The sequence below is a fragment of the Pelomicrobium sp. G1 genome (assembly GCF_051905455.1).
Classification (GTDB): Bacteria; Pseudomonadota; Gammaproteobacteria; order Burkholderiales; family UBA6910; genus Pelomicrobium.
Genome location: NZ_JBQACR010000004.1, coordinates 157,341 through 181,700, shown reverse-complemented (window position 1 = coordinate 181,700; position 24,360 = coordinate 157,341). Strand labels below are relative to the sequence as shown.

At 68.2% G+C, this 24,360-nt stretch carries 30 protein-coding genes; 7 read left to right on the top strand and 23 right to left on the bottom strand.

From position 1 onward, the window contains the following. Positions 1-816, top strand: a complete 816-nt coding sequence (mutM, locus tag ACTFO6_RS06205; RefSeq protein WP_439933582.1) for a bifunctional DNA-formamidopyrimidine glycosylase/DNA-(apurinic or apyrimidinic site) lyase — start codon at positions 1-3, stop codon at positions 814-816. A gap of 138 nt (positions 817-954) precedes the next feature. Here mutM and ACTFO6_RS06200 read toward each other — a convergent pair whose 3' ends face one another. The 5 genes from ACTFO6_RS06200 to ACTFO6_RS06180 are packed head-to-tail and all read right to left on the bottom strand — an operon-like array spanning position 955 to position 4,974. Beyond that, a complete protein-coding gene (locus ACTFO6_RS06200; protein ID WP_439933581.1) occupies positions 955-1,215 on the bottom strand; it encodes a YfhL family 4Fe-4S dicluster ferredoxin in 261 nt (86 codons plus the stop codon). A gap of 15 nt (positions 1,216-1,230) precedes the next feature. Further along, the gene (gene coaD, locus ACTFO6_RS06195; RefSeq protein WP_439933580.1) at positions 1,231-1,710 is read right to left on the bottom strand and encodes a pantetheine-phosphate adenylyltransferase; all 480 of its coding nucleotides are present in this window, start codon (positions 1,708-1,710) and stop codon (positions 1,231-1,233) included. Beyond that, positions 1,707-2,252: a 16S rRNA (guanine(966)-N(2))-methyltransferase RsmD gene (gene rsmD / locus ACTFO6_RS06190; protein ID WP_439933579.1), complete on the bottom strand. Its 546-nt coding sequence runs from the start codon at positions 2,250-2,252 to the stop codon at positions 1,707-1,709. The genes coaD and rsmD overlap by 4 nt, the downstream gene beginning before the upstream one ends. A gap of 9 nt (positions 2,253-2,261) precedes the next feature. Beyond that, complete coding sequence (locus ACTFO6_RS06185; protein ID WP_439933578.1) at positions 2,262-3,605, bottom strand: M16 family metallopeptidase; 1,344 nt, start codon at positions 3,603-3,605, stop codon at positions 2,262-2,264. Further along, positions 3,595-4,974, bottom strand: coding sequence for a M16 family metallopeptidase (locus ACTFO6_RS06180; RefSeq protein ID WP_439933577.1), 1,380 nt, complete (start codon positions 4,972-4,974; stop codon positions 3,595-3,597). Before ACTFO6_RS06180 ends, ACTFO6_RS06185 begins: the two co-directional genes overlap by 11 nt. A 96-nt stretch (positions 4,975-5,070) precedes the next feature. On the opposite strand from ACTFO6_RS06180, the gene ftsY reads away from it, so the two are divergent. The 4 genes from ftsY to rpoH all read left to right on the top strand — a co-directional run bounded on the left by ftsY (position 5,071) and on the right by rpoH (position 8,580). Further along, on the top strand, positions 5,071-6,030 hold the full coding sequence (gene ftsY / locus ACTFO6_RS06175; RefSeq protein ID WP_439933576.1) for a signal recognition particle-docking protein FtsY: 960 nt from the start codon (positions 5,071-5,073) through the stop codon (positions 6,028-6,030). 2 nt (positions 6,031-6,032) lie between these two features. Beyond that, positions 6,033-6,686, top strand: coding sequence for a cell division ATP-binding protein FtsE (gene ftsE, locus ACTFO6_RS06170; RefSeq protein ID WP_439933626.1), 654 nt, complete (start codon positions 6,033-6,035; stop codon positions 6,684-6,686). Further along, complete coding sequence (gene ftsX, locus ACTFO6_RS06165) at positions 6,683-7,594, top strand: permease-like cell division protein FtsX (RefSeq protein ID WP_439933575.1); 912 nt, start codon at positions 6,683-6,685, stop codon at positions 7,592-7,594. Before ftsE ends, ftsX begins: the two co-directional genes overlap by 4 nt. Positions 7,595-7,710: 116 nt before the next feature. Beyond that, on the top strand, positions 7,711-8,580 hold the full coding sequence (gene rpoH, locus ACTFO6_RS06160; RefSeq protein WP_439933574.1) for an RNA polymerase sigma factor RpoH: 870 nt from the start codon (positions 7,711-7,713) through the stop codon (positions 8,578-8,580). Between the two features lie 55 nt (positions 8,581-8,635). On the opposite strand, the gene ACTFO6_RS06155 is transcribed toward rpoH, so the two are convergent. The 4 genes from ACTFO6_RS06155 to ACTFO6_RS06140 form a co-directional block, all read right to left on the bottom strand. Next, positions 8,636-9,250 (bottom strand): SCO family protein, encoded by a 615-nt coding sequence (locus ACTFO6_RS06155; protein ID WP_439933573.1) that lies wholly within the window; start codon positions 9,248-9,250, stop codon positions 8,636-8,638. Next, positions 9,250-10,143 (bottom strand): heme o synthase, encoded by an 894-nt coding sequence (cyoE, locus tag ACTFO6_RS06150; RefSeq protein WP_439933572.1) that lies wholly within the window; start codon positions 10,141-10,143, stop codon positions 9,250-9,252. The genes ACTFO6_RS06155 and cyoE overlap by 1 nt, the downstream gene beginning before the upstream one ends. 84 nt (positions 10,144-10,227) lie before the next feature. Continuing rightward, on the bottom strand, positions 10,228-10,749 hold the full coding sequence (locus tag ACTFO6_RS06145) for an SCO family protein (protein WP_439933571.1): 522 nt from the start codon (positions 10,747-10,749) through the stop codon (positions 10,228-10,230). A 43-nt stretch (positions 10,750-10,792) separates the two neighbouring features. Continuing rightward, a complete protein-coding gene (locus tag ACTFO6_RS06140) occupies positions 10,793-11,503 on the bottom strand; it encodes an SURF1 family protein (RefSeq protein WP_439933570.1) in 711 nt (236 codons plus the stop codon). Positions 11,504-11,613: 110 nt separating this feature from the next. On the opposite strand from ACTFO6_RS06140, the gene ACTFO6_RS06135 reads away from it, so the two are divergent. Further along, complete coding sequence (locus ACTFO6_RS06135) at positions 11,614-11,811, top strand: twin transmembrane helix small protein (protein ID WP_439933569.1); 198 nt, start codon at positions 11,614-11,616, stop codon at positions 11,809-11,811. A gap of 113 nt (positions 11,812-11,924) precedes the next feature. On the opposite strand, the gene ACTFO6_RS06130 is transcribed toward ACTFO6_RS06135, so the two are convergent. The 12 genes from ACTFO6_RS06130 to bioB form a co-directional block, all read right to left on the bottom strand. Then, positions 11,925-12,776, bottom strand: a complete 852-nt coding sequence (locus ACTFO6_RS06130) for a cytochrome c oxidase subunit 3 (protein WP_439933568.1) — start codon at positions 12,774-12,776, stop codon at positions 11,925-11,927. Positions 12,777-12,814: 38 nt separating this feature from the next. Continuing rightward, on the bottom strand, positions 12,815-13,021 hold the full coding sequence (locus ACTFO6_RS06125) for a DUF2970 domain-containing protein (RefSeq protein ID WP_439933567.1): 207 nt from the start codon (positions 13,019-13,021) through the stop codon (positions 12,815-12,817). Between the two features lie 3 nt (positions 13,022-13,024). Beyond that, on the bottom strand, positions 13,025-13,585 hold the full coding sequence (locus ACTFO6_RS06120) for a cytochrome c oxidase assembly protein (protein ID WP_439933566.1): 561 nt from the start codon (positions 13,583-13,585) through the stop codon (positions 13,025-13,027). Next, complete coding sequence (locus ACTFO6_RS06115) at positions 13,582-13,698, bottom strand: cytochrome oxidase small assembly protein (RefSeq protein WP_333840721.1); 117 nt, start codon at positions 13,696-13,698, stop codon at positions 13,582-13,584. The genes ACTFO6_RS06120 and ACTFO6_RS06115 overlap by 4 nt, the downstream gene beginning before the upstream one ends. A gap of 32 nt (positions 13,699-13,730) precedes the next feature. Then, the gene (ctaD, locus tag ACTFO6_RS06110) at positions 13,731-15,320 is read right to left on the bottom strand and encodes a cytochrome c oxidase subunit I (RefSeq protein ID WP_439933565.1); all 1,590 of its coding nucleotides are present in this window, start codon (positions 15,318-15,320) and stop codon (positions 13,731-13,733) included. Positions 15,321-15,374: 54 nt separating this feature from the next. Continuing rightward, entirely contained in the window at positions 15,375-16,199 is an 825-nt protein-coding gene (gene coxB / locus ACTFO6_RS06105; protein ID WP_439933564.1) for a cytochrome c oxidase subunit II, read from the bottom strand. A 31-nt stretch (positions 16,200-16,230) separates the two neighbouring features. Further along, a complete protein-coding gene (locus ACTFO6_RS06100) occupies positions 16,231-16,704 on the bottom strand; it encodes a DUF2244 domain-containing protein (protein ID WP_439933563.1) in 474 nt (157 codons plus the stop codon). A gap of 161 nt (positions 16,705-16,865) precedes the next feature. Beyond that, positions 16,866-17,558, bottom strand: a complete 693-nt coding sequence (gene bioD, locus ACTFO6_RS06095; RefSeq protein WP_439933562.1) for a dethiobiotin synthase — start codon at positions 17,556-17,558, stop codon at positions 16,866-16,868. Continuing rightward, positions 17,555-18,451, bottom strand: coding sequence for a malonyl-ACP O-methyltransferase BioC (gene bioC, locus ACTFO6_RS06090; RefSeq protein ID WP_439933561.1), 897 nt, complete (start codon positions 18,449-18,451; stop codon positions 17,555-17,557). The genes bioD and bioC overlap by 4 nt, the downstream gene beginning before the upstream one ends. Next, on the bottom strand, positions 18,414-19,220 hold the full coding sequence (locus tag ACTFO6_RS06085; RefSeq protein WP_439933560.1) for an alpha/beta fold hydrolase: 807 nt from the start codon (positions 19,218-19,220) through the stop codon (positions 18,414-18,416). Before ACTFO6_RS06085 ends, bioC begins: the two co-directional genes overlap by 38 nt. Then, complete coding sequence (gene bioF, locus ACTFO6_RS06080) at positions 19,217-20,431, bottom strand: 8-amino-7-oxononanoate synthase (protein ID WP_439933559.1); 1,215 nt, start codon at positions 20,429-20,431, stop codon at positions 19,217-19,219. The genes ACTFO6_RS06085 and bioF overlap by 4 nt, the downstream gene beginning before the upstream one ends. Positions 20,432-20,467: 36 nt before the next feature. Further along, positions 20,468-21,445, bottom strand: coding sequence for a biotin synthase BioB (gene bioB / locus ACTFO6_RS06075; RefSeq protein ID WP_439933558.1), 978 nt, complete (start codon positions 21,443-21,445; stop codon positions 20,468-20,470). 112 nt (positions 21,446-21,557) lie between these two features. Here bioB and ACTFO6_RS06070 point away from each other — a divergent pair, with 112 nt between their 5' ends. Continuing rightward, positions 21,558-22,241, top strand: coding sequence for a ComF family protein (locus ACTFO6_RS06070; RefSeq protein WP_439933557.1), 684 nt, complete (start codon positions 21,558-21,560; stop codon positions 22,239-22,241). Here ACTFO6_RS06070 and ACTFO6_RS06065 read toward each other — a convergent pair. Next, positions 22,238-23,470 (bottom strand): tetratricopeptide repeat protein, encoded by a 1,233-nt coding sequence (locus ACTFO6_RS06065; protein ID WP_439933556.1) that lies wholly within the window; start codon positions 23,468-23,470, stop codon positions 22,238-22,240. The two genes, ACTFO6_RS06070 and ACTFO6_RS06065, sit on opposite strands and share 4 nt — an antisense overlap. Next, a complete protein-coding gene (locus tag ACTFO6_RS06060; protein WP_439933555.1) occupies positions 23,467-24,360 on the bottom strand; it encodes an ExeA family protein in 894 nt (297 codons plus the stop codon). The genes ACTFO6_RS06065 and ACTFO6_RS06060 overlap by 4 nt, the downstream gene beginning before the upstream one ends.

Here is a 24,360-nt window from a genome sequence, read left to right as displayed (position 1 = left end):
ATGCCCGAGCTGCCGGAGGTCGAGACCACCCTGCGAGGCCTGGCACCCCATGTGTTGGGAGCCAGGATCCGCCGGGTCGCGGTGCGGGAGCCGCGGCTGCGCTGGCCTGTCGCCCCGGAGCTTCCGGGCGCCCTCGCCGGCGCCCGGGTGGTGGAAGTCCGACGGCGCGGCAAATACCTGCTCCTCGGCTGCGACCGGGGCACCTTGATCGTCCACTTGGGGATGTCGGGTAGCCTCCGGCTGGTGCGGGAGGGCGCGGCCCCCACGGCCCACGAGCACGTGGATTTGGTACTGGAAAACGGCTGGACCGTAAGGCTGCGGGATCCGCGCCGCTTCGGCGCCCTGCTGTGGGCGCCGGAAGGGCCGAGCCGCCATCCCCTCCTCGCTCGCCTGGGCCCCGAGCCTTTGGAGCCCGGCTTCAACGCCGAACGGCTTTACCGCAGCACCCGGGGGCGCAGGGCGAGCATCAAGCAAGCCCTCATGGACGGGCGCCTGGTGGCGGGCCTCGGCAACATCTACGCCAACGAGGCCCTGTTTCACGCGGGCATCCGCCCGGACACCCCTGCCGGACGGCTCAGCCGGGCGCGCTGCGCGCGGCTCGCGGCCGCCGTCAAAAAGACCCTCAGGCTCGCCATCCGCGCGGGCGGCAGCAGCCTGCGGGACTACGTGGGAAGCGACGGGGAGCTGGGCTACTTCCAGCTCAAGCTCTGGGTCTACGACCGCGCGGGGATGCCCTGCCGGGCGTGCGGCACGCCCATCCGGGTACGCCGGCTGGGGCAGCGCTCCAGCTTCTACTGCCCCGCGTGCCAGCGCTAGCCCGGGAGAGATTCCTGCTGAGAACGCTTTCAAAAAGCGCCGAGCGGGGCTCAGCCCCCCTCTCTCTCCTTCCCTTTCTCCCAGGGGAAGAGAGGGAAGGGACGGCGGCAAATGGTTGGTCAACCCTTTGCCGAAGGCTCAAATCGAGGCCTTCTGCGCGGTGAGCGCCAGGTACTTCTGGTGGAGCTGTTCCCGGGTTTCCGGGTGTTGCGGGTCGGGATGAATACAGTCGACCGGGCACACTTCCACGCACTGGGGCGTCTCGAAGTGGCCCACGCACTCGGTGCACTTGCGCGGGTCGATCACGTAGATCTCTTCCCCCTGGGAGATCGCCCCGTTGGGGCACTCGGGCTCGCACACGTCGCAATTGATGCATTCGTCGGTGATGATGAGCGCCATGGGCAATCCTCGGCTTCAGCCCTGGAACTTGGCCTTGAGCCGCTGGGCGATCAGGGGATGGACGAACTGGCTCACGTCGCCCCCCAGTTGGGCGATCTCCCGCACGATACTGGCGGAGATGAACATATACTGCTCCGCCGGCGTCAAGAACACCGTTTCGACCTCTGGATGGATGCTGCGGTTCATCCCGGCCATCTGGAACTCGTATTCGAAGTCGGACACCGCCCGCAGTCCTCGTAGGATCAGCCGGGCACCCTGCTGGCGCATGAAGTCCATGAGCAGGCCGTTGAACCCCATTACCGTGACGTTGGGATAGGAGGCGAGCACCTCCCGAGCCATGGCCACCCGCTCCTCCAGGGTGAAAAACGGCCGCTTGGCGCGGCTTTCGGCGATGGCCAGCACCACCTGGTCCCAGATGGCGCAGGCCCGCCGCACCAGGTCTTCGTGGCCGCGGGTGATGGGATCGAATGAGCCGGGATAGACGATCTTGTTCATGGGGAAGCGTCTTGCCGCTTGAGCAGCCGGTAACACACCTGGCCGGCCCGGTGCTGGCGCCATACCTCCCATTCCTCCCCCGGGGCGAAGGGCTCGGCACTCTCCACGTACACCAGGGCCCCGGGGGCAAGCCGCGCCGGCAAGAGGGACAGAAGCCGCGTCCAGTACCCGCTTTTGTACGGCGGGTCGAGGAAGACCACGTCAAAACGACGGACGTCGCGCGCGAGGAATTCTAACCCATCGCCCCGATGCAGTTCCACCTGGGTCGCCCCCAGGGCCAAGGCAGCGGCCTTGAGCCCGGCGTAGGCCCGCCCGCTCGCCTCCACCATGACCACCCGGCTCGCACCCCGGGAGGCCGCTTCGAAACCCAGCGCCCCGCTGCCCGCGAAGAGATCCAGGCAGGTGCGGCCCGTGAGGTCCTGGCCCAGCCAGTTGAACAGGGTCTCCCGCACCCGGTCGGGGGTGGGCCGCAGCCCGGGGACCTGGGGTACGGAGAGCAGGCGGCTACGCCAGGCGCCGCCGATGATGCGCACGCGTCCCAAGAGAACGGATCAGGGGCGTCTTTGCGAGATATCCGGATCGCGCTCGGAGGCGCCCACCACCACGGTCACCATGCGCTCGGGATCGATGCGGCGCTGGAACGCCTCCCGGATCTCGGGCAGGGTCACCGCCTCCACCTTTTTCAGAAAGTCGTCCAGGTAAGTGAGGGGGAGTTCGTAGAAGCCGATCACCGCCAGGTGCTCCAGGATCTTCCGGTTGCTGTCGATGCGCAACGGAAAGGCGCCGACGATGTGCTGCTTGGCCCGCTTGAGCTCCTCCGCCGTGGGGCCCTGGGCAACGAAGCGCTGGAGGGTCTCTCGCACCACCCTGAGGGCTTCGCCCGTCTGCTCCTTCTGGGTCTGCAGCCCGATCTGGAACGGTCCCTGGGCCTTGAGGGGGAGGAAGTAGCTATAGACGCTGTAGGCGAGCCCCCGTTTTTCCCGGACCTCCTGGTTCAACCGGGACACGAAGCCGCCCCCTCCCAGGATGTAGTTGCCCACGTAGAGGGGGAAGTAGTCCGGGTCGTTCCGGCTCACGCCCGGGTAACCCAGCAGGATGTGGCTCTGGGTAGCGGGATGGTCGATGCGCCGCGTTTGTCCCTGGGGAAGCGGGACCGGCGGCAGGTCCAGCCCGCTGTTGCCCTCGGGCAACCCCTCCGTCAGGCGCTCGGCCAGGGCGTAGGCTTCCGCCCGGGAGAGGTCGCCGATGATGGATACCACGGCGGCGCCCCGCCGGTAGCGGGCCCGGTAGTGGGCCAGGAGGTCGTCCCGGGTGAGGGCCGCCACCGTCTCCACTTCCCCCGACTCCCGCAGGGCGTACGGGTGCTCGCCGAAGACCAGGCGGGCGAACGCCCGCTCGGCGATGGTTTCCGGCTTGGTGTCCGCCTCCTTGAGCGCCGCCACGACGCGGGCCTTTTCCCGTTCCAGCACCGCCGCGGGAAATTCAGGCTGCTGCAGGATCCGGATGAAGAGGTCGAAGGCCTGCTCCCGCTCCCGGGTGCTGGAGAGGGTACGCAGGGTCATCCCCGCCCGGTCCGGATCGAAGCGTCCGCCCAGTTGGGCGCCCACGTCGGCGAGCCGTGCCGAGATCTGGTTCTCGTCGAGGCCACCAGCGCCCAGGCTCAACAGCCGCTGGGTCATGGCGGCACGGCCCGAGCCGGATTCGGTGTCGGTGCTGCTGCCGGCGGGGAAATCCACGCTCACGTCGATGATGGGAAGATCCCGGCTTTCCACGAAATACACCCGCGCCCCGCCGGCCGTCTGCCAGTGCTGAATGGGCAGCGCCCCCGAGGCCAAGGACGGCAGGAGTAGAGCAGCCGCTAGAGCGGCGAGGGCACGGAAGATCCTATTCCCCATGACGCAACCCCTCGGGAGGACGGGCCGGGCGGGCTTCCTCCAGGGGCTGGGGATCCAGGACCGCCACGGTGAGCCGATCATCCACCAGATACTTTTTCGCCACCGCCTGCACCTGGTCGGCAGTAACCGCTTGCAGCTTCTCGATCAGTACGTCCAGATCCCGGTAGGACAAGCCCACCATTTCCAACTGGCCGATCTGCATGGCCTGGGAGAACATGGAATCCCGGCTGTACACTTGGCTCGCCACCACCTGGGCCTTCACCCGGTCCAGCTCATCCTGGCCCACCCCCTGCTCCACGATGCGCTGCACCTGCTCTCGCAGGGCCGCTTCCAGCTCCGCCGCCGTGCGGCCTTCGCTGGGTGTGCCTTCCAGGAGAAAGAGACTAGGCCCGCGGGCGAGGAGATCGTAGCTAGCGCCGACCGATTGAGCGAGGCGGGTCTCCCGCACCAGTTCCCGGTTGAGCCGGGCCGCCGCGTAGCCGTCCAGCACGCCCGCTAGCACTTCCAGGGCGTAGGGTTCCCAGTCGTTGCGGGCGTCCCGCAGCGGCTCAGCGTGGTAACCCATGATGAGATAGGGCAGCTTGGCCGGCGCCTTGACCGTGACGCGCCGCACGCCCCGCTGGGCCGGTTCCCCCTGGGGCTTGCGCGCCGGAAGTGCCGTGGGCTTGTATTTGCCGTAATGGCGCTGCGCCAGTTTGAACACCTCCTCCGCCTTCACGTCCCCCACCACCACCAGGGTGGCGTTGTTGGGGGCGTACCAGCGGTGGTACCAGTCCCGCACGTCCCGCACGGTCATGGATTCCAGGTCGCTCATCCAGCCGATGACGGGGCGCCGGTAGGGATGAACGAGATAGGCGACCGCCATGAGCTGCTCGAACACGAGGGAGCGGGGCCGGTCCTCGGTGCGCCAGCGCCGCTCCTCCATGACCACCTTGATCTCCTTCTCGAACTCTTTCTCCGAGAGGGTGAGGTTGCGCATGCGGTCGGCTTCGAGCCGCGTGGCCAGCGGCAGCCTGGAGGCGTGCAGCATCTGGAAATAGGCCGTGTAATCGCGGCCGGTGAAGGCGTTTTCCCGCCCTCCCGCCGCGGCGATCAGGCGGGAGAACTCCCCGGCCGGAACTTTCCGGGTGCCCTTGAACATCATGTGCTCCAGGACGTGGGAAACGCCGGTCACTCCGTTCACCTCGTCCATGCTGCCGACCCGGTACCAGAGCTGGGACACCACCACCGGTGCCCGGCGGTCCTCCTTGACGATGACCTTGAGCCCGTTGTCCAGAGTCTTGGCGTAAGGGTTGGCGAGGCCCGGAGGCGAAACGGTCGTAACGATCCAGGCGATGAGCAGCGCAAGGAAGGGCTTCGTTCGCTCCATGGTTCCTAGCCTAGCGGGGGGCAATTCAATAAAATGCCGCGTACGTCGCCGCCCGCGGCACTCGTCATCGAAGTCTTCGTCAGACAGCCTACCAGAATGCTTGGTTTCTTCAAAAATCGCGAGCCGGAGGACCCGCCGCGGAAATCCCCGGGCTGGACCGAGCGGCTGCGCTCCGGCCTCAAGCGCACCCGGGAGCAGTTGGGCCGGCGCCTCGCGGGCGTCTTCGGCGCCCACGCCGCCATCGACGACGCCCTCTACGAGGAGCTGGAGACGGTGCTGCTCACCTCCGACGTGGGGGTGGCGGCCACCGCCCATCTCCTGGACGCCCTGCGGCAGCGGGTGCGCAAGCACAAGCTCACCCAGGCGTCTGAACTCAAGGAGGCGCTCAAGGAGGTGATGCTGGAGCTCCTCTCCCCCCTGGAGCGCCCCCTGGACGTCTCTTCCCACCGGCCCTTCATCGTCATGCTGGTGGGGGTCAACGGCGCAGGCAAGACCACCAGCATCGGCAAGCTCGCCCGCTACTACCAGGGTGAGGGGCGCTCGGTGCTGCTGGCGGCGGGGGACACCTTTCGCGCCGCGGCACGGGAGCAGCTAGAGGCGTGGGGGGCGCGCAACCAGGTGACGGTGGTGGCCCAAAGCGGCGGCGACCCGGCCGCGGTCATCTTCGACGCGGTGAGCGCGGCCAAGGCCCGCGCCGTCGACCTGGTGCTGGCCGACACCGCAGGACGGCTCACCACCCAGTCCCACCTGATGGAGGAGCTCAAGAAGGTGAAGCGGGTCATCGCCAAGGCGGAGCCCGGCGCGCCCCACGAGGTGCTGCTGGTGCTGGACGCCAACGTGGGCCAGAACGCCCTGGCCCAGGTGAAGGCCTTCGACGACGCCCTGGGGGTGACCGGGCTCCTTCTTACCAAGCTGGACGGCACGGCCAAGGGCGGCGCGGTGGCGGCGATCGCCCGGGAGCGGCCGATCCCTCTACGCTTCGTCGGCGTGGGCGAGGGCATCGACGACCTGCGCCCCTTCGACGCCCGGGAGTTCGTGGAGGCCCTGTTCGATTGAGCCTGATCGCCTTCAGCCGCGTCCACAAACGCTATCCCGGCGGCTACGAGGCGCTCAAGGACGTGACCCTGGCCGTCGCCCCCGGAGAGCTGGTCTACGTGACCGGCCATTCCGGCGCCGGCAAGAGCACGCTCCTCAAGCTCGCCGCCGCCATCGAACGTCCCACCAGCGGCAGCGTCATCGTGAACGGCCAGAACCTGGCGCACCTGCGGCGAAGCGCCCTTCCCTACCTGCGGCGCCACCTGGGGCTGGTGTTCCAGGACCAGAAGCTGCTCTTCGACCGCAGCGTGTTCGACAACGTGATGCTCCCCCTGGAGGTGGGCGGTTTCGATCGCCGGGAAGCGGTGCGCCGGGTCCGGGCCGCCCTGGACAAGGTGGGGTTGCTCTCCAAGGAAAAAGCCCGCCCCATCACCCTCTCCGGCGGCGAGCAACAGCGCCTGGCCATCGCCCGGGCGGTGGTCGGCCGACCCTCCATCCTGATCGCCGATGAGCCCACGGGCAACCTGGACCCGGAAAGCGCCCGCGAGATCCTGGGGGTGTTCGCCGCCTTCCACCAGGTGGGGGTCACCGTGCTGCTGGCCACCCACGACGAGGGGATTCTGGGCGCCCATCCCGGGCGGGTCATCACCCTGAAGCACGGGGCGCTTGTCTCGTGATCCGCTGGGTGCGGCAGCACGCCCAGGTGTTTCTGCGAACGCTGGCCCGGTTCATAGCCCAGCCGGTGGCGGCAGCCCTCAATGCCCTGGTGATCGGCGTGGCCCTGTCCCTGCCGGCGATGGGCTATGTCTTGCTCGACAACCTGGGCGCCGCCGCCCAAGGGATCGCCGCCCGTCCCCAGTTGAGCCTATTCCTGCGCCTGGACGCGAACGCCCAGGCGGTGGCGGACATTCAGGCCCGGCTCGAGGCCCATCCTTCCGTCGCCGCCGCGCGCTTCGTACCGAAGGAGGTGGCCCTTGAACAGCTCGCCGAGCGCACCGGGCTCCCCGAGCTCGCCTCGGCCCTGGACGGGAATCCCCTGCCCGACGCCTTCGTGGTGGACGCCCGGGCGGACCTCCCGCCCTCCGGCCTGGAGCGGCTGCGGGAAGAGCTGGCCGGCTGGCCGGGGGTGGACCATGTACAGCTCGATTCCGCCTGGGCCCGCCGGCTGGATGCCTTGCTGCGGCTGGGGAGGACCGGGATCGCCGTACTGGGGGCATTGCTGGGGATCGCCCTGGTGCTCGCTTCTTTCAACACCATCCGGCTGCAGATCCTCACCCAGCGGGAGGAAATCGAAGTCTCCAAGCTGATCGGGGCGACCGACGGTTTCATCCGCCGGCCTTTCCTCTATTACGGGGCCCTGCTGGGCCTCGCGGGCGGGGCGATCGCCTGGGGCATCGTGGAAGCCTGCCTGCGGCTATTGGAGGCGCCCGTGGCGGAACTGGCCCGGCTCTATGGCGGCTCCTTTCGCCTGGCCTCCCTGGGGTGGCGGGAGAGCCTCGCCCTCCTCGGCCTTTCGGCCGCCCTAGGCTGGCTCGGGGCGATCCTTTCGGTCTCCCGGCACCTGCGGGATATCGAGCCCCGTTAAGAACAATACTTTAATTTTTATAGACTTGGCGCCAGGACTTGCAGGAACTTTGGCGCTTGCTAGCACTCTCATGCGGTGAGTGCTATAAAATAGTCGAGTCAGAAAAGGGAGGATTTATGACCCAATCCATGGCGCTTCCCGTCCCCGTCCCCACCGCGGTCGGGAGCTTGGAAGCCTACATCCAGGCGGTCAACCGGTTTCCGGTCCTCACCCAGGAAGAAGAGATCCGGCTCGCCCGCAAGTTTCGCGACGAAGGCGACCTGGAAGCCGCTCGGCAGCTAGTCCTCTCCCATCTCCGGGTGGTGGTGGCCATCGTCCGCGGCTACCTGGGCTACGGCCTGCCCCAGGCAGATTTGATCCAGGAAGGCAACATCGGGCTGATGAAGGCGGTAAAGCGCTTCGACCCGGACCGGGGCGTTCGCCTGGTGTCCTTCGCCGTGCACTGGATCCGGGCCGAGATCCATGAATTCATCCTGCGCAACTGGCGCCTGGTCAAGGTGGCCACCACTAAAGCCCAGCGCAAGCTGTTCTTCAACCTACGCAGCTTGAAGCAGGACCTGGGCCCCATGAACCGGGCCGAGGTGCAGGACGTGGCCCGGCGCCTGGGGGTCAAGCCGGCCGAGGTGGTGGAGATGGAGACTCGCCTTTCAGGCCAGGACGTGGCCTTGGAAGCATCCCCGGACGAGCTGGACGAGGGCGCCCAGCCCCCCATCGCCTACCTGACCGATGGGTCGGAGGAGCCGGCCGCTCTCCTGGAGGCCCGGGAAGCGGAACGGCTGCGGAGCGAAGGCCTGCAGAAGGCCCTCTCCACTCTGGACGAGCGCAGCCGCCGCATCATCGAGGCCCGCTGGCTGCGGGAGAAAGAGCCGGCCACCCTGCACGAGCTTGCCGCCGAGCTCAAGGTCTCCGCCGAGCGGGTACGCCAGATCGAGCAGAAGGCGATGGAGAAGATGCGGCGCGTGATCAGCGCCACGGCCAGCGCCTGACTGGGACGGACGGGAAGAGTTCGAAAACGCCGCTTGGAGCGGCGTTTTTTTTCGTTTAGCCCGTTTGCGCCAGCAGCAGCCCCAGGTCGTGGGCCAGCACCTCGGGTCCCTGGCCATGGCTCACGTAAAGGCGAAGCCGGCCCTGGGGATCGAACACGAAAATGCCGGCGGAGTGGTCCATGGTGTAACCGCCCGGACTCTGGCCCGGCACCTTCTGGTAGAACACCTTGAACGAGCGGGCCGCCTCGGCGACGGCTTCCGGGTCCCCGGTGAGCCCCAGAAAACCGGGGTGGAAGGCGGGCACGTAGCGGGCGAGCACCTCGGGGGTGTCCCGCTCGGGATCCACCGTGATGAACAGGACCTGGACCCGCCGGGCCTGGTCTTCGGGCAATTGCTTCAGGGCCAGGGCCATCTGGGCTAGGGCGGTCGGACACACGTCGGGGCAGTGGGTGAAGCCGAAGAACACTACCACCGCCCGGCCGCGGAAATCTTCCAGGGTGCGGGGCGCCCCCATGTGGTCCACCAGCCGGAAGGCCGGCCGCATCTCGGCGCCAGTCACGTCGGTGGACTTGAACGCGGGGGCGCGAGTGCCGGAGTCGCAGCCTGCCAGCAGCAACGCCGCGCCCGCGAGCGCCCCGAGGAAGCGGAGGAACCGGCCCGGCGCGCCCATCACGGGAACCGCAGGTAGTGGTCCACCAGCAGGGCGCTGAAGAGGGCCGCCAGGTAGACGATGGAATAGCGGAACGCCTGCCGGGCCAGGCGATCGGTATAGGCGACGTAGATGCGCACCGCGTAACCGAGATAGACGGCGCCCAGCGCGAGCGCCGAGGCGAGATAGATCCAGCCGCTCATCCGGGTGGCGAAGGGCAGCAGGGACACGGCCACCAGGATCAGGGTATAGAGCAGCACCGAGAGCCGGGTGAAGCGGTCGCCGTGGGTCACGGGCAGCATGGGTACGCCCGCCTTGGCGTAATCCTGCTTGCGGTACAGAGCCAGGGACCAGAAGTGGGGCGGGGTCCAGGCGAAGATGATGAGAAAAAGGAGCAGCGCCTCGTGGGAGACCTCGCCGGTCACGGCGGCCCAGCCCAGCACCGGCGGCATAGCGCCGGAGGCGCCACCGATGACGATGTTCTGGGGCGTAAGGGGCTTGAGCAGCACGGTGTAGACGATGGCGTAGCCCACGAAGGTGGCGAGCGTCAGCCACATGGTGAGGGGATTGACCAGATGATGGAGGATGGCGAGCCCCGCCCCACCGATCACGCCGGAAAAGACCAGGGTCTGCAGAGAAGTGAGTCGACCTTGGGGCAAGGGCCGGCCGCGAGTGCGGGCCATGACCGCGTCGATCTTCTGCTCCACCAGGCAGTTCACCGCCGCCGCAGCGCCCGCCACCAGGGCGATGCCCAGGGTGCCGAACACCAGGGGCTGGAGAGGGACCGGCCCCGGCACCGCAAGGAACATGCCGATCACCGCGGTGAAGACGATGAGGGATACCACCCGGGGCTTCGCGAGCTGCAAGTACTGCTGCCAGCGGGGGAGGGGGTGCCAGGCGGCTTCACTAGCCATGGGGCAAGAACCGATCGGGGTCAATCAAAAAAAGAATTTTAGCATCGGGCAAGGCGCAACGCGTCGCCGTTCCGTCCTCGGTCTTCAACCGATGCGGGAAGCCTTGAGCAGCCGGCTCAAGTCCTTCACCATGCGCGCGGGATCCGCGTCCGCGGGGAAACGCAACACCACGTTGCCCAGGGGATCCACCAGGTAGACGTGGTCCCGCACCGAGCCCTCGGCGGGGAGCTGGGCCAGTAGCGGGCTGCCGCGGGCATCCGCCATCCAGGTGCCGTCGTAGGCCCTGCGCAGCCTCTCCTCCGGCTCGATTCCGTCGTCGATCAGCCACAGCCGCTCCACCCGGTCCATGTTCTTGCCCTGGGCGAGCCGCACCTGGCGCTGCTGGTACAGCTTGGTGCGGCAACGCTCCGGGCAGAGGCCCGAGTCCACCTGCACCAGCCACCACTTCCCTTTCAAGTCAGCCAGCCTCACCGTGCCGCCGCCCAGCCGAGGCAGGGTGAAATCGGGCAGCCGCCGGTCCGCCAGCAGCTCGCCGTAGTTGACCCGCTCCCCGGGCGGAAACAGGTAATAGGCGAGGAACGAGCCGACGAAGGGAAAGGCGCACACGGCCGCGATCAGCCACAGGGTCGTCAGGCGTCGCGGTCGGGACTCAAGGCTTTCGTTTCGCATTGAGCACGATGTAGAGCACCAGGATGGTGGCGGCGAAAGCGAACCACTGCAGGGCGTAGGCTTTGTGGCGCTCGATCCCCAGGTCGAAGGGGGGCCAGTCCCGCACCAGGCCGTCGTCCGCGGCCCCCCCCTGCCGCACCACGATGGGCAGCAGGGTATGGGGAAAGCGCTGCCGGAAGCGTTCCACATCGATGCGCTGCCATACGCGCCCTTCCGCGGGGTCGTCCGAAAGGGCCATCACCCGCTCCCGGCCCGGCATGGCGATCCCCGTCACCGTGACCGTGCCCGCCGGGGTCTTCACTTCCGGCAGCGTTTCCCTCCGCCCCGTCCCCGCCACCCAGCCCCGGTTCACCAGCACGTAGGTGTCGCTGCCCGCGATCCGCAGCGGGGTCACCACGTAGTAGCCGGCTCGGCCCCGATAGACCCGATTATCCACGTAAAAGGTTTCCCGGGCGGCGAACTCGCCGCGGACCTCCACCCGCCGCAGCTTCAGGTCTTCCGGGTGCGCCGGGGCGCCGGACAACCGCACCGGCGGCTCGCGGCTCAACCGCTCGAGCCGCAGTTGCAGCGCCTCCTTCTGAGATGCCCGGTCGAGCTGCCAGTTTCCGAGCGCCAGCGTGAGCGCGACGCCCGCCGCCGCGGCCAGGGTGGCCCACCCTGGGGGACGAAAGCTGAAAGGAACGAATTGCACGACTAGCCCCCCGTCCCGCGCCATCTTCCCGAGTCCCTCGTGAAATATCCGGGTTGGCACCGGCACTGGCCTTGGCCTAAACTGGAGTCTCGGCCCGCCAAGAAAGATCCATGAAGCTTCTAGTCATCGCGCTGGTGGCCCTCATCGTCTCCAGCCTCGGCTCGGCGCTCTATTACCTGGTCAAGGATAAAGGCCAGTCCGACCGCACCGTCAAGGCCCTCACCGTCCGGGTGGGACTTTCGGTGACCCTCTTTCTGCTCCTCATGCTGGGCTACTACTTCGGCCTCATCCCGCAACAGGGTCTCTGAGCGGCGTCCTTTCCCCGTTGCATCAAAAAAATGCCGCACAAGCGAGTGTGCGGCTTAATGGTGCTCTCCCCGCGGTCGCGGGGAGCCTCCTCCCCTCCTTGTTCAGCCGCGGCTCACAGCCAGTACACGAACACGAACAGCAGCAACCATACCACATCGACGAAGTGCCAGTACCAGGACACGCCCTCGAAGGCGAAGTGGTTGTCCGGCGTGAAGTGCCCGGCCAGAGCCCGTCCCAGGATGACGATCAGCATGATGGTGCCAATGGTCACGTGGAAGCCGTGGAAGCCGGTCAGCATGAAGAACGTCGCCCCATAGGCGCCCATGGACAGGGTCACGTTCAGGTCCCGGATCATGTGGCCGTACTCGTAGGCCTGGAACCCCAAGAAGGTGGCGCCCAGGAGGATGGTGAACACCAGGCCCCAGATGAGCTGGGAGCGGTTGTTTTTCTTGAGACCCCAATGGGCCCAGGTCACCGTGACTCCGGAAGAAAGGAGCAGCAGGGTGTTGATGGCCGGGATGCCCCACGCGCCGATGGGAGTGAACTGCTCCCTGATGCCCGGGCCCGCCACCGGCCAGCCGGGGGTGAAGTCGGGCCAGAGGAGCTTCTGGTCCATCTCGCCCAGCCAGGGCACGGACAGAACCCGCATGTAGAACAGGGCGCCGAAAAACGCGGCGAAGAACATGACCTCCGAGAAGATGAACCAGCTCATCGCCCAGCGAAAGGAAATGTCCACCTGCTTGTTGTACAGGCCGCGCTCGTTTTCCCGGATGACGGTGCCGAACCAGCCGATCATCATGTAGATCAGGATGAGGGCGCCGACGGCGAGGCTCACCCACCCGGCCGCGGCCATCTCGTTGAAAAGGAGCACCGCGCCGATGGCCATGAAAAACAGCCCGGTCGAGCCCAGCACTGGCCAATACGAAGGGGCGGGGAGGTAGTAGCCGCCTGCCTGAGTCGCCATGTTCCGTTTCTCCCTTCTTTAAAGCTCTGTTGTGTTGTTCAACCCTTGCCAGTGATCAGCCGCACCAGCGCGACCAGCGCCAGCACGAACAGTGACGCGCCGATCAGGCCGGCCACGACGAAGTGGACCGGCCTGAGATGGCTCACCTCCTCATGGGCCTGGCGCTTGCGGATGCCGAAAAAGGCCCAGAACACCGCCTTGAGAGCGGCCAGCGGACCCGCTTTTCCTTCCTTGGAGTCCCGCACAGCTCATCCCTGTCCCTGCCGAGTTGCGCCGCTCACCTGAGCAGTGGAACCCTCGATGGTGAACAAGGTGAAGGACAGGGTCACCGTGTTGACATCCGCCGGCAGCGCCGGATCGATCACGAAGACAGTGGGAAGCTTGCGCGTCTCCCCTGGCTGCAGCCGCTGCCGGGAAAAACAGAAGCATTCCAGCTTCTTCACGTGCTGCACTGCAAGCTGGGGGCCGTAGCTCGGGATCGCCTGGGCCGCCACGGTCATGTCCGTGGGGTTGGAAAGCTCGAAGGTCACCTGCACCAGCTCGCCGGGGTGGACCCGCACCCGCCGCTCCAGCGAGGCGAAGCGCCACGGCACGTCGCCGCGCACGTTGGTGTCCAGCTCCACCGTGACTATGCGGGAGGTGTCCACCTGAGTGTTCACCACCTGGTCCGGCCGCCCGACGTCCCGGATCCCGGTCACCTCGCAGAACACTTCGTACAGGGGCACCAGGGCGAAGCCGAAACCGAACATAGCGATGGCGATCACCACCAGCTTTCTCACCAGGACCCGGTTGGCTTGCGCGGTGCTCATCGGGAAAGCAGGTATTGCTTCAGCACGAAACCGAGAAAGATGGCCGCCGCGATGGACGCCAGGATGAGACCCGTCCTCAGGTTCTTCAGCGCCTGCGCCTTGTCGTCCCTCATGGGCTTCTGGCCCCGAGCGGAGCCCTCTCCCGTCACTTGATCACCGGCGGCGTCTCGAAGCTGTGGTAAGGCGCGGGCGTCGGTAGCGCCGTCCACTCCAGGCTGTCCGCCCCCTCCCACGGCTTCTCAGGAGCCTTCTCACCGCTTCGGATCGCCTTCAGCACGATGTACAGGAACAGCACCTGGGAAAGGCCGAAGCCGAAGGCACCGATGGAGGACATCATGTTGAAGTCGGCGAACTGCAGGGCGTAGTCGGGAATGCGCCGCGGCATGCCCGCGAGGCCCAGGAAGTGCTGCGGGAAGAAGGCCACGTTGAAGAAAATGATGGACAGCCAGAAGTGCCACTTGCCCAGCCGCTCGTCGTACATGCGCCCGGTCCACTTGGGCAGCCAGAAATACACCCCGGCGAAGGCCGAGAACAGAGCCCCTGCCACCATCACGTAGTGGAAGTGGGCCACCACGTAATAGGTGTCATGGAGCTGGATGTCCACCGGCGTGATGGCGAGGATCAGCCCCGTGAGCCCCCCGATGGTGAACAGGAACAAGAAGCCCAAGGCGAAGAGCATGGGCGTCTCGAAGGTGAGCGACCCGCGCCACATGGTGGCGATCCAGTTGAATACCTTGACCCCGGTGGGCACGGCGATCAGCATGGTGGCGTACATGTAGTAGAGCTGCGCTTCCACCGGCATGCCCACGGTGAACATATGGTGCGCCCACACCAGGAACGAGAGCACCGCGATGGAGGCGGTCGCGTACACCATGGAGGTGTAGCCGAACAGGGGCTTGCGGGAGAAGGCGGGGATCACCTGGGAAATGACGCCGAAGGCGGGAATGGCGATGATGTACACCTCCGGGTGGCCGAAGAACCAGAAGATGTGCTGGAACAGCACCGGGTCGCCGCCGCCCGCCGGGTTGAAGAAGTGGGTGTCGAAATGGCGGTCGGTGAGCAGCATGGTCACCGCCCCGGCGAGCACCGGCATCACGGCGATCAGGAGGTACGCGGTGATCAGCCAGGTCCACACGAACAGGGGCATCTTCATCAGGGTCATCCCCGGCGCCCGCAGGTTGAGGATGGTGGTGATGATGTTGATCGAGCCCAGGATGGAGGACATCCCCAGGATGTGGATGGCGAAGATGGTGAGATCCATGCCCATGCCGAACTGGACGGTGAGGGGCGGATACAGGGTCCAGCCCGCCGCGGCCGCGCCCCCGGGCACGAACATGGAGATGATGAGCAGCAGCGCCGCCGGCGGCAGCAGCCAGAACGACCAGTTGTTGAGCCGGGGGAAGGCCATGTCCGGCGCCCCGATCATCATGGGGATCTGCCAGTTGGCGAAGCCCACGAAGGCCGGCATGATGGCTCCGAACACCATGATCAGGCCGTGCAGGGTGGTCATCTGGTTGAAGAAGTCGGGGTTCACCACCTGCAAGCCTGGCTGGAACAGCTCGGCGCGGATGGTGAGGGCCATGACGCCGCCCACCAGGAACATGATGAAGCTGAACCACAGGTACATCGTGCCGATGTCCTTGTGGTTGGTAGTCATCACCCAGCGCAGGAGGCCGCTGGGATGGTGCTCGTGCCCATGGGCGTGACTCTCAGCGTGTCCGTGCACTGCTGCCATCTCGATCTCCTTGTCCTTGATCCCGTCCGATTGCCGAATTCGTCGCCGGCCGGCTTACTTCGCGGCAGCCGCGCTCACCTGGACCGGCTGACCGGCCGCCTTCTTCTGCTTATGCTCGGCCACCCACCGGTCGTATTCCGCCTGCTCCACCACCTTCACCACGATGGGCATGAAGCCGTGCTCCTTGCCGCACAGCTCGGCGCACTGGCCCCGGTAGATGCCGGTCTTCTCCGCCCTGAACCAGGAGTCCCGGATGAACCCGGGGATGGCGTCCTGCTTGACACCGAAGGCGGGCACGAACCAGGCGTGGAGCACGTCCCCGGCGGTGATCAGCAGGCGCACCTTCTTGCCCACGGGCACCACCATGGGGTTGTCCACCTCCAGGAGATAAGTCTCGCTCTTGGGCGCCCGCCCTTCGATCTGCTCCTTGGGCGTGGCCAGGTTGCTGTAGAAGCCGATGCCCTCGTTCAGGTAGTCGTAGTGCCACTTCCACTGGTAGCCGGTCACCTTGACCGTCATGTCGGGCGCGGAGGTGTCCTTCATCTCGATCACGGTCTTGGTAGCCGGGTAAGCCATACCCACCAGGATGAAGAAGGGGATGACGGTCCAGATGATCTCGACGGTGGTGTTTTCGTGGAAGTGGGCCGCCTGGTGGCCCGCCGCCTTGCGGTGCTTGAACACCGCGTAGAACATGAAGCCGAACACCACCACGAAGATCACCACGCAGATGGCGAGAATGATGGTATGCAAATCGTAGATCTGGGCCGCGATGGGGCTTTGGGGCGGCTGCAGGTTGTACTTGGACGGCCCGAGGGTGGCGGCGAGCGCAGCCGATGGGGCGAATGCGAAGAAGCCGCCCCCGAATAGTTTTCTCTTCATTGTTTTGCCCATGTACCGAAAAATTTGAATATTACCGTTTCGCGAGACGCAATTTCAATTCTCGCGCGAGCTCGCGCCGCCGCTCTTGCGGCAGATGGCGTCCTACCTCCACCAGCCGCCCGTGGGAACGGAGCCACACCCGGGGTACCGCCAGGACCGATTCCGGTTCCACCACCACCACCTGGACCCAGTGGCGGTTGAACTGCACCGAGTGGCGGCTGCCGGCGCGCACGGTCTCCACCCTCACCGTGTCGCCGGCGATCACGATGGTTTCGCAGTCCCCCTCGTGGCGGGCGATCTCGCGGAAAGCGAGGAACAGAATCGCCAGCTCCATCCCGGCGAAAGGCACGATCGGCCACGCCCCCGCCGCGGCGAGTCCGCCGGCGATGCCCAAGGTAAGGGCGGCGATCGAGCAGAGCGCCCAGCGCCGCGCGACGGGCGGGAGGGAGGCGTTCCGCTTACAGACGACGGAAAACTCCGCTTCGTTGGAGAGGGCGAAAGCCATTTGCTCGGATCGCAGCCGCGGGCCCGGGCCGGAACCGGTCGAGCCTGCGGGCAAATTCTCGTTTTGGACGTTATCCAAAAGTAGCATGGCTGCACCCGCCGTGGCAAGGAAACGCATGGGCTCTGCATGGGCTCCAATGCTTGATTTTCCTGCCAAAACGGCTATTCCCAGGGCGGCGGCAACCTCAAGAAGCGCGCCGCCGCCTGGGGATCCGGCTGCGGGAGCGCCGGGACCACGCCGAGGCACGGCGCCCCCAGGCGTTCTTCCAGAGCAGCCACGTTGTCGTGGAAGGCGGCCATGGCGGGATCGAGGGTGTTGGCCACCCAGCCCGCTAGACGCAAACCCCGGGCCCGGATCGCCTCCCCGGTGAGCAGGGCGTGGTTGAGGCAGCCCAGCCGCATGCCCACCACCAGGATCATGGGGAGCGCCAGCCGGACCGCTAAGTCGGCGGTATCCCAGTCCGAGGCCAGGGGAACCCGGAAGCCGCCCACCCCTTCCACGATCACCCCCTCCGCCTCCCGCGCCAGGTGGCGGAAGGCTTCTAGAATCGGCTGCGGCCGAATCTCCACGCCCTCCGATCGAGCGGCGAGATGGGGCGCGATGGGCAAGGCCAGGGGATACGGGTTGATCAGCGCCCGGGGGAAGGGGCGGCCGGAAGCGTCCGCCAGGGCTTCCACGTCGGGGGAGCGGCCGTCTTCGCAGCCGGCGGCCACAGGCTTCATCCCCGCCACCGACCATCCCTTCTCCCGCAGCCGGTGCACCAGGGCACAGGCCACCAGGGTCTTGCCGACTCCGGTGTCGGTGCCGGTGACGAAGAGACCGCGTCCCATGACCGCGGAAGCGCCGGCGCTCATGTCGGCCTTCGGGGTCTGATCTCGATCACCGCCCGCCCGCCCGCGGAAAGCCGCGGCGCCCGCTGCCAGGCATGGCCGTACACCACCTCGAAGGTGGCCGGCAGCCGGCCGTCCCGCCGCAGGGCTTCGTAGCGCGCCTGGGCCTGGCGCCATTGGTTCTTGCCCATGAGCCCGCGGCGGCGGCCCTCCGTGGCATTGTGGGCACCGATCGCCTTGAGGTCGCGCAGGATCTGCCCGAACTCGGCGTAGGCGACGGTGATGAACTCCATGTCCATCACCGGGTCGGCGAAGCCGGCGCGCACCAGGGCGTCGCCCAGGTCGTGCATGTCGATGAAGCGGCTCACGTGGACGTAGCCGTCCACGCCGGCGAAGGCCTGCCGCAGCTCCTTGAGCGTGTCGGGGCCGAAGGTGGTGAACAGGAAAAGCCCCCCCGGCCGCAACACCCGCCGCACCTCGGCGAACACCCGCGCTGGGTCGTTGCACCACTGCAGGGTCAGGTTGGACCAGACCAGGTCCAGGCTGGCCCCCGCCAAGGGCAGGCGTTCCAGGTCGCCGCACACCCGCTCCGGCAGCGGATCCCGCCCGGGAAGAAACCGCCGCCAGCCGCCCCGGCGGGTCTCGATCTTCCTGAGCATGTTGAGCGCCAGGTCCAGGGCTACCAGGCGCGCCTGGGGATAGCGGCGCTTGAGGCCCGGGAGCGCGTAGCCCGTGCCGGTGCCTGCGTCCAGCACCGTGCGCGCCTCCAGCTTGATGTAGTCCAGGCGCGCCAGCAGGCGTCCGGCCACTTCCCGCTGCAGCAGCGCTGCGGCCTCGTAGCCGTCGGCCGCCCGCTCGAAGGCGCGGCGCACCGCGCGCTTATCGATGCGGTAGAGGAAATCGGTGGGACTCGCCATAAACCTGCTCGATGAAACGCTCGAAGAGGGCGGTGCACGTCTCCGGTTCGACAAGGAATGGGGCGTGCCCGCCGCCGGGCACCCGGGCGAGCCGGGCCCGGGGGAGCCGGGAAGCGAGCCACGCCCCCGCTGCCGCGGGAACGATTTCGTCCGGCTCCCCATGGATCACCTGGACCGGACAGCCCACCCGGGCGACGAGGGGGCGCAGGTCGTTGTCCCGGAGAAACTTAAGTCCCGCCGCCAGGGCCTCGGCCGCCGGCCGGGGACCCGCTCCCTGGACGGCGCGAAGCTTCTCCACCAGGGCGCGGGGGCGGGCCGCCCCGCGGGCCATGAGCACCAGGAACCGCTCCAGGGTGGCGTCGGGATCGCGGGCGAGCCCCGCCTCGAATCGGTCCAGCACCGCTCCCGCGACCCCCTGGGACCAGTCATGGCCCGCCACGAAGCGGGGGGTGGCGCTCACCAGCACCAGCCCGGACACCCGCCCGGGGCGAGCCACGGCCAGGGCCAGGGCGAGCTGGGCGCCCAGGGACCAACCGCCCACGACGGCGCCCGGGGGAACCACCTCCCCCAGCGCCTCCACCCACTCCGGCCATTCGCCGGGCAAGGGGTCACTCTTCCCGTGGCCCGGCAGGTCCACCCGGTGCACCCGGGCCTGCCGTGCCAGGGCGGCGGCCAGCGTTTCCCAGACGCCCTCGTGCAGCCCCCAGCCGTGGAGTAACACCAGGTCCGGCCCCCGGCCACAGCACGTCACATGCAGCCGATCCTTCATTGGGCAAGCTCCCCGGACGCAGGTACAGCCAGCTCCCGCCCCGCCTGGACCAGGGCCTCCGCCAGCCGATCCACGTCCGCCTCTCCATGGGCGGCAGACAGGGAGATGCGCAGCCGGGCGGTACCCGGGGGCACGGTGGGGGGACGAATCGCCGGAACCAGGATTCCCAGGCGAGCAAGGATCCGGCTCGCCGCCAGGGCGAGGGCGTTGTCCCCCAGGACCAGGGGCTGGATCGGCGTTTGGGAGGCCATAAACCGCCAGGGCCCGGTAGGCAGGCGGCGGCGCAGCCGGGCGACATGCTCTCGGAGCCGGGCCCGGCGCTCGTCGCCGCCCTCGATCAAGCGCAGGCTCTCGAGGAGGGCGCAGGCGAGGAGCGGCGGCAAAGCCGTGGTGTAGATGTAGGGACGGGCCCGCTGGATTAGGGTCTCCACCACCGCGGCATCGCCCGCGACGAAGGCGCCGAACACCCCAGCGGCCTTGCCCAGGGTACCCATGTAGACGATGCGGGGGGAACGCAGGCCGAAATGGGAGAGCGTCCCCCGGCCTCTTTCGCCCAGCACACCGAAACCGTGGGCGTCGTCCACCACCAGCCAGGCGTCGAATTCTTCGCACAAGGCGAGGAGCTGCGGCAGCGGCGCCAGGTCCCCGTCCATGCTGAACACGGCGTCCGTCAACACCACCCGGGGCCCGCGGTGGGCGCCGGCGAGCAGCCGCCGGAGGGCTTCCGCGTCCCCATGGGGGTAGCGCTTGAACCGGGCCCGGGAAAGGAGTGCCGCGTCGTTCAAGGAGGCATGGTTGAGCCGGTCGGCGAACACGGTGCCCCCCCGGCCGGCGAGGGTCGCCACCACCGCCAGATTGGCCATGTAGCCCGTGGAGAAGAGGAGCGCCGCGGGCAGCTCGACGAACTCGGCCAGGGCCTCTTCGAGGCGATGATGGGCGGCGCTGTGACCGCTCACTAGATGGGAGGCGCCCGCCCCCACTCCGTAGCGTTCGATCCCCTCCCGGGCGGCGCGGGCGACGCCCGGATGGTGGGCGAGCCCCAGGTAGTCGTTGCTGCAGAATGCCAGGTACTCGACCCCGTCGATGACGAGCCGGGGACCCTGGGCCGCCTCCACCCGAAGCCGCCGGCGCTTGAGCTGCAGGGCCTCCAGCTCCGCCAGTTCTCGCCCCAGCTCCGCAAGCCCGGGGAAAGGAGCGACGGTCGGATCCATGCAACGAGCCATCCGGTGGGCGCCTTCCAGCGCCCGTCAGGAGAGGGCCTTAAGCCCCAGCTTGGCGAACAAGGCCTGGTCCCGCTCCACCTGGGGGTTGCCGGTGGTGAGCAGCCTTTCGCCGTAGAAGACGGAATTCGCGCCCGCGAAAAAGCACAGGGCCTGCACCGGCTCGGGCATGGTTTCGCGCCCGGCGGACAGGCGCACCCACGCCTTGGGCATGGTGATGCGAGCGCAGGCGACGGTACGCACGAACTCGAGGGGATCTAGCGCCTCGGTGCCGTACAGGGGCGTGCCCTCCACCTGCACCAGGGCGTTGATGGGCACGCTCTCGGGATAGGGGTCCAGGCTGGCGAGCTGGGCGATCATGCCCGCCCGATGCTGCCGGCTCTCCCCCATGCCCACGATGCCGCCGCAACAAACCCGGATGCCGGCGGAGCGCACCCGGGCCAGGGTTTCCAGCCGCTCGGCCTGGGTGCGGGTGGTGATGATGCGCCCGTAGAACTCCGGGTCCGTGTCCAGGTTGTGGTTGTAATAATCGAGCCCCGCCGCCCGCAGCCGCTCCGCCTGTCCCTCCTTCAGCATCCCCAGGGTGACGCAGGTTTCCAGGCCCAGGGCCTTCACCGCGCTCACCATCTCGGCGACCCGTTCCAGGTCCCGGTCTTTCGGGCCGCGCCAGGCGGCCCCCATGCAAAAGCGGGTCGCACCCTTGGCTTTCGCGGCGCGGGCCGCGGCCACCACGTCGGGCAGGGAGAGAAGCTCCTGTGCCGCGAGGCCGGTCGCGTAGCGCACCGACTGAGGGCAATAGGCGCAGTCCTCGGGACAGGCGCCGGTCTTGATGGAAAGGAGCGTAGAGAGCTGCACCTGGTTCGGATCGAAATGCCGCCGGTGGACCCGCTGGGCTTCGAACAGCAGGTCATTGAAGGGCCGCTCGAACAGGGCGAGCACCGCTTCCACCGACCAGGCGGGGCGCTGCTGCGCCGCGGTGGAGGAAACCGTCATGGGCTGGGACATGGCTACCGTTGTGGCGGGAAAGAAGAAGCTTTTAAATTTCCCGCAGTATCGGTTCCGGGACGGGAGGCTGTCAATTTTTCTTCCCAGATTTTTGAACAGCCTGGCGCAGGCTTTGCGCCGCGCCGCAGCCGAGGCCTGCCTCCTCTGCGGCGGCGCGACCCGGGAGGGAAACCCCTGTCCGGCCTGCCGGCGGACCCTGCCCCTGCTCCCCTCCCCCCGCTGCCCGGTCTGCGCCGTCCCGGCGCCCCAGGCTGCCGCCTGCGGCGACTGCCTGCGGCGCCCGCCGGCTTTCGACGCCGCAGCGGCCCTCCTGGAATACCGGTTCCCGGTGGACGCCATGATCCGCCGCTTCAAGTACCAGGGAGACTTGGCCGCGGGCCGGGCGCTGGGGAGGCTGCTGGCCGAGCACGTGGCTCCCCTGCCCTCCCCCGACCTCCTGATCCCCATGCCCCTGCACCCGGCTCGGCTCAAAGTCCGGGGATTCAACCAGGCGGCGGAGCTGGCCCGGGAAATCGCCCGCGGCACCAGGGTCCCGGTGGCCATGGACCTGTGCGCCCGCCACCGGGACACGGCCGAGCAGGCGCGGCTTTCCATGGGGGAGCGGCGCAGGAACGTGCGGGGGGCGTTCTCCTGCGCCCGGGACCTGGACGGGGCGGACGTGGCGGTGGTGGACGACGTGCTCACCACCGGCGCCACGCTCAATGAGCTGGCCCGGCTGCTCAAGCGCCGAGGCGCCGCCCGGGTGCGGGCCTGGGTGGTGGCGCGGGCGGTGCCCAATTGGGCCGGAGAGGCCTAATTCGAGGGTAACTGCCCCAGCCGCTGCTCGACGAAGGTGGCCAGTTCGGCGCTCAACTGGCGGCTCGCCCGGGCCTGCTCGAAGGCGGCACGGGCCTCCGCGTGGCGGCCGTCCGCCTGAAGGGCGAGGCCCATGCCCAGCAGCCACACGCCGGTGCCAGGGGCAATCTGCAAGGCGCGGGCGTAGCGCTCCGCGGCTTCCCGGTGCCTCCCCGCCCGGTGCAAGAGCGCCGCGAAGAAGGCTTCGAACTCCGCCGAAGCTCCCCCATAAGGGGCCGCCGCCGCCAGGGTGTCCAAGGCGGCGGCGGTGGCGCCCCGCTCCACCTGGATCCGGGCAAGCGCGGTGGCGAAGCCGATCTGGCGCGGATTGAGGGCCAGCCCCTCCGCGAGGGCGCTTTCCGCCTCGGCCAGCCGGTTGCCCGCCAGCAGCAGCGCCACCAGACTCTGGCGGGCCGTCTCGTGGCGGGGATTGCGCTCCAGGGCGGACCTGAAGGCGTCCATCGCCTCCCCATCCCGATGCCGCTGCAACGCGGCGAGCCCGCGGCGGAACTCGTTTTCCGCCTGTTCCTCGGGCGTGGGGGGCCGGATCTTCTTGTCGATCGAAGGGGGGGCCTGGGGCGTGGGCTCGCCGCCGGTCTTTTCGGACGCGGGCGCCGGCGGGCTGGATCCGCCCCCAGGGGCCGCGTCTTCGCCCGTCGGGAGAGCCGCCGCGGGCAGCGGTAAGGATCGGGGCGGCTGGGCACCTTCCCGGGAGGCTGCCGGGGGGGAAGCGGCCCCCGATGGCTTCGTTCCCGGACGAGCCCCTTCTCTCGCTTGTGGGGCGGGCGTGGGGCTTGCCGCCTGCTCGGGCGGGCCCGAATCGTCGGCCGGCCTCCCGGCGGCCTGAAGCCTCGCCTCCTGGGCCCCTTCCCCGGAAGCCTCGGCCTCCGAGGAAGGGGCGGCGGATGCCGGTTCCGAAGACGGCTCCGGCGCTCCTATGACCTGGACGGCCGCCATGCTCGCCTGGGAAGGCCGGGCCGCGCCCCCTTCCGCCGGTCCCGGCGCCGGCCGGGTCCAATACAGCGTCATGGCGACCCCCCCGATCGCCCCCGCCGCCAGCAACACTCCGACCCCTAGCCAGGGACGCCGCGGGCGGGGGGGCACGGCGCGGATCTCCGGCTCGAAGGCCGCTGGCCGGGCTTCCCCAGACCGGCGCTCCAGGTCCGCCAGCATCTGGTTGATGAGGCTCATGCCAGCCACATCCAGGTGAGCCCGCCGAGGGAAAGCAACGCCCCCGTGGCCACGGGCCAGGCGCGGCGCGCGAAGCCCCGGGCCGCCGCCGGGGTATCCAGGGCGGCACGAACCACGGCACCCGCCGCGACGGCGCGGCGCCCCTTCCCGTAGGCCACCATCATGGACTTGTGGGCCAGGATGTTGAGGAGTCGGGGCACACCGCCGGAGAAGGCGTGCAGCAGCCCCACGGCGGGGGCAGTGAAGACCTCTCCGCCCTGATAGCCCGCCACCTGCAGCCGGTGATTCAGGTAGCGGCGGGTCTCTTCGGGGCTCAAGCCCTTGAGCCGGTACTGGAACGTGATCCGCTGGCGCAACTGCCGCACCGAGCGGTCCTGCAGGTTTTCGTCCAGCTCGGGCTGGCCGAACAGTACCACCTGGACCAGCTTGCGCTTCTCGGTCTCCAGGTTGGTGAGCAGGCGCAGCGTCTCCAGAGTCTTCAAGGGCATCGCCTGGGCCTCGTCCAGGCATACCAGTACCCGCTTCCCCGCCCTGGCGTAGTCGAGCAGCGCGTGGGTCAGGGCCCGGATCAAGCGAGTGCAATCCCCCTCGCCCGGGATCTGGACCTGGAAATCTTCCGCCAGGGTCTGCAACAGGGCCTGGGAATCGAGGTGGGGATTGGGGATGTAGGCGGTGACGAATTGGCGCCCCAGGGAAGCGAGGAACTTGCGGGCGAGCAGGGTCTTGCCCGTGCCCACTTCGCCCGTGATCTTGATGAAGCCCTCCCCGGTGCCGGCCGCCACCAGCAGGGTGTTGAGCGCTTCCTGGTAGGTGGAGCAAGCGAAGAAGAAGCTGGTGTCCGGCGTCAGCCCGAAGGGCAGCTCCCGCAACCCGAAGTGGGCCTCGTACAT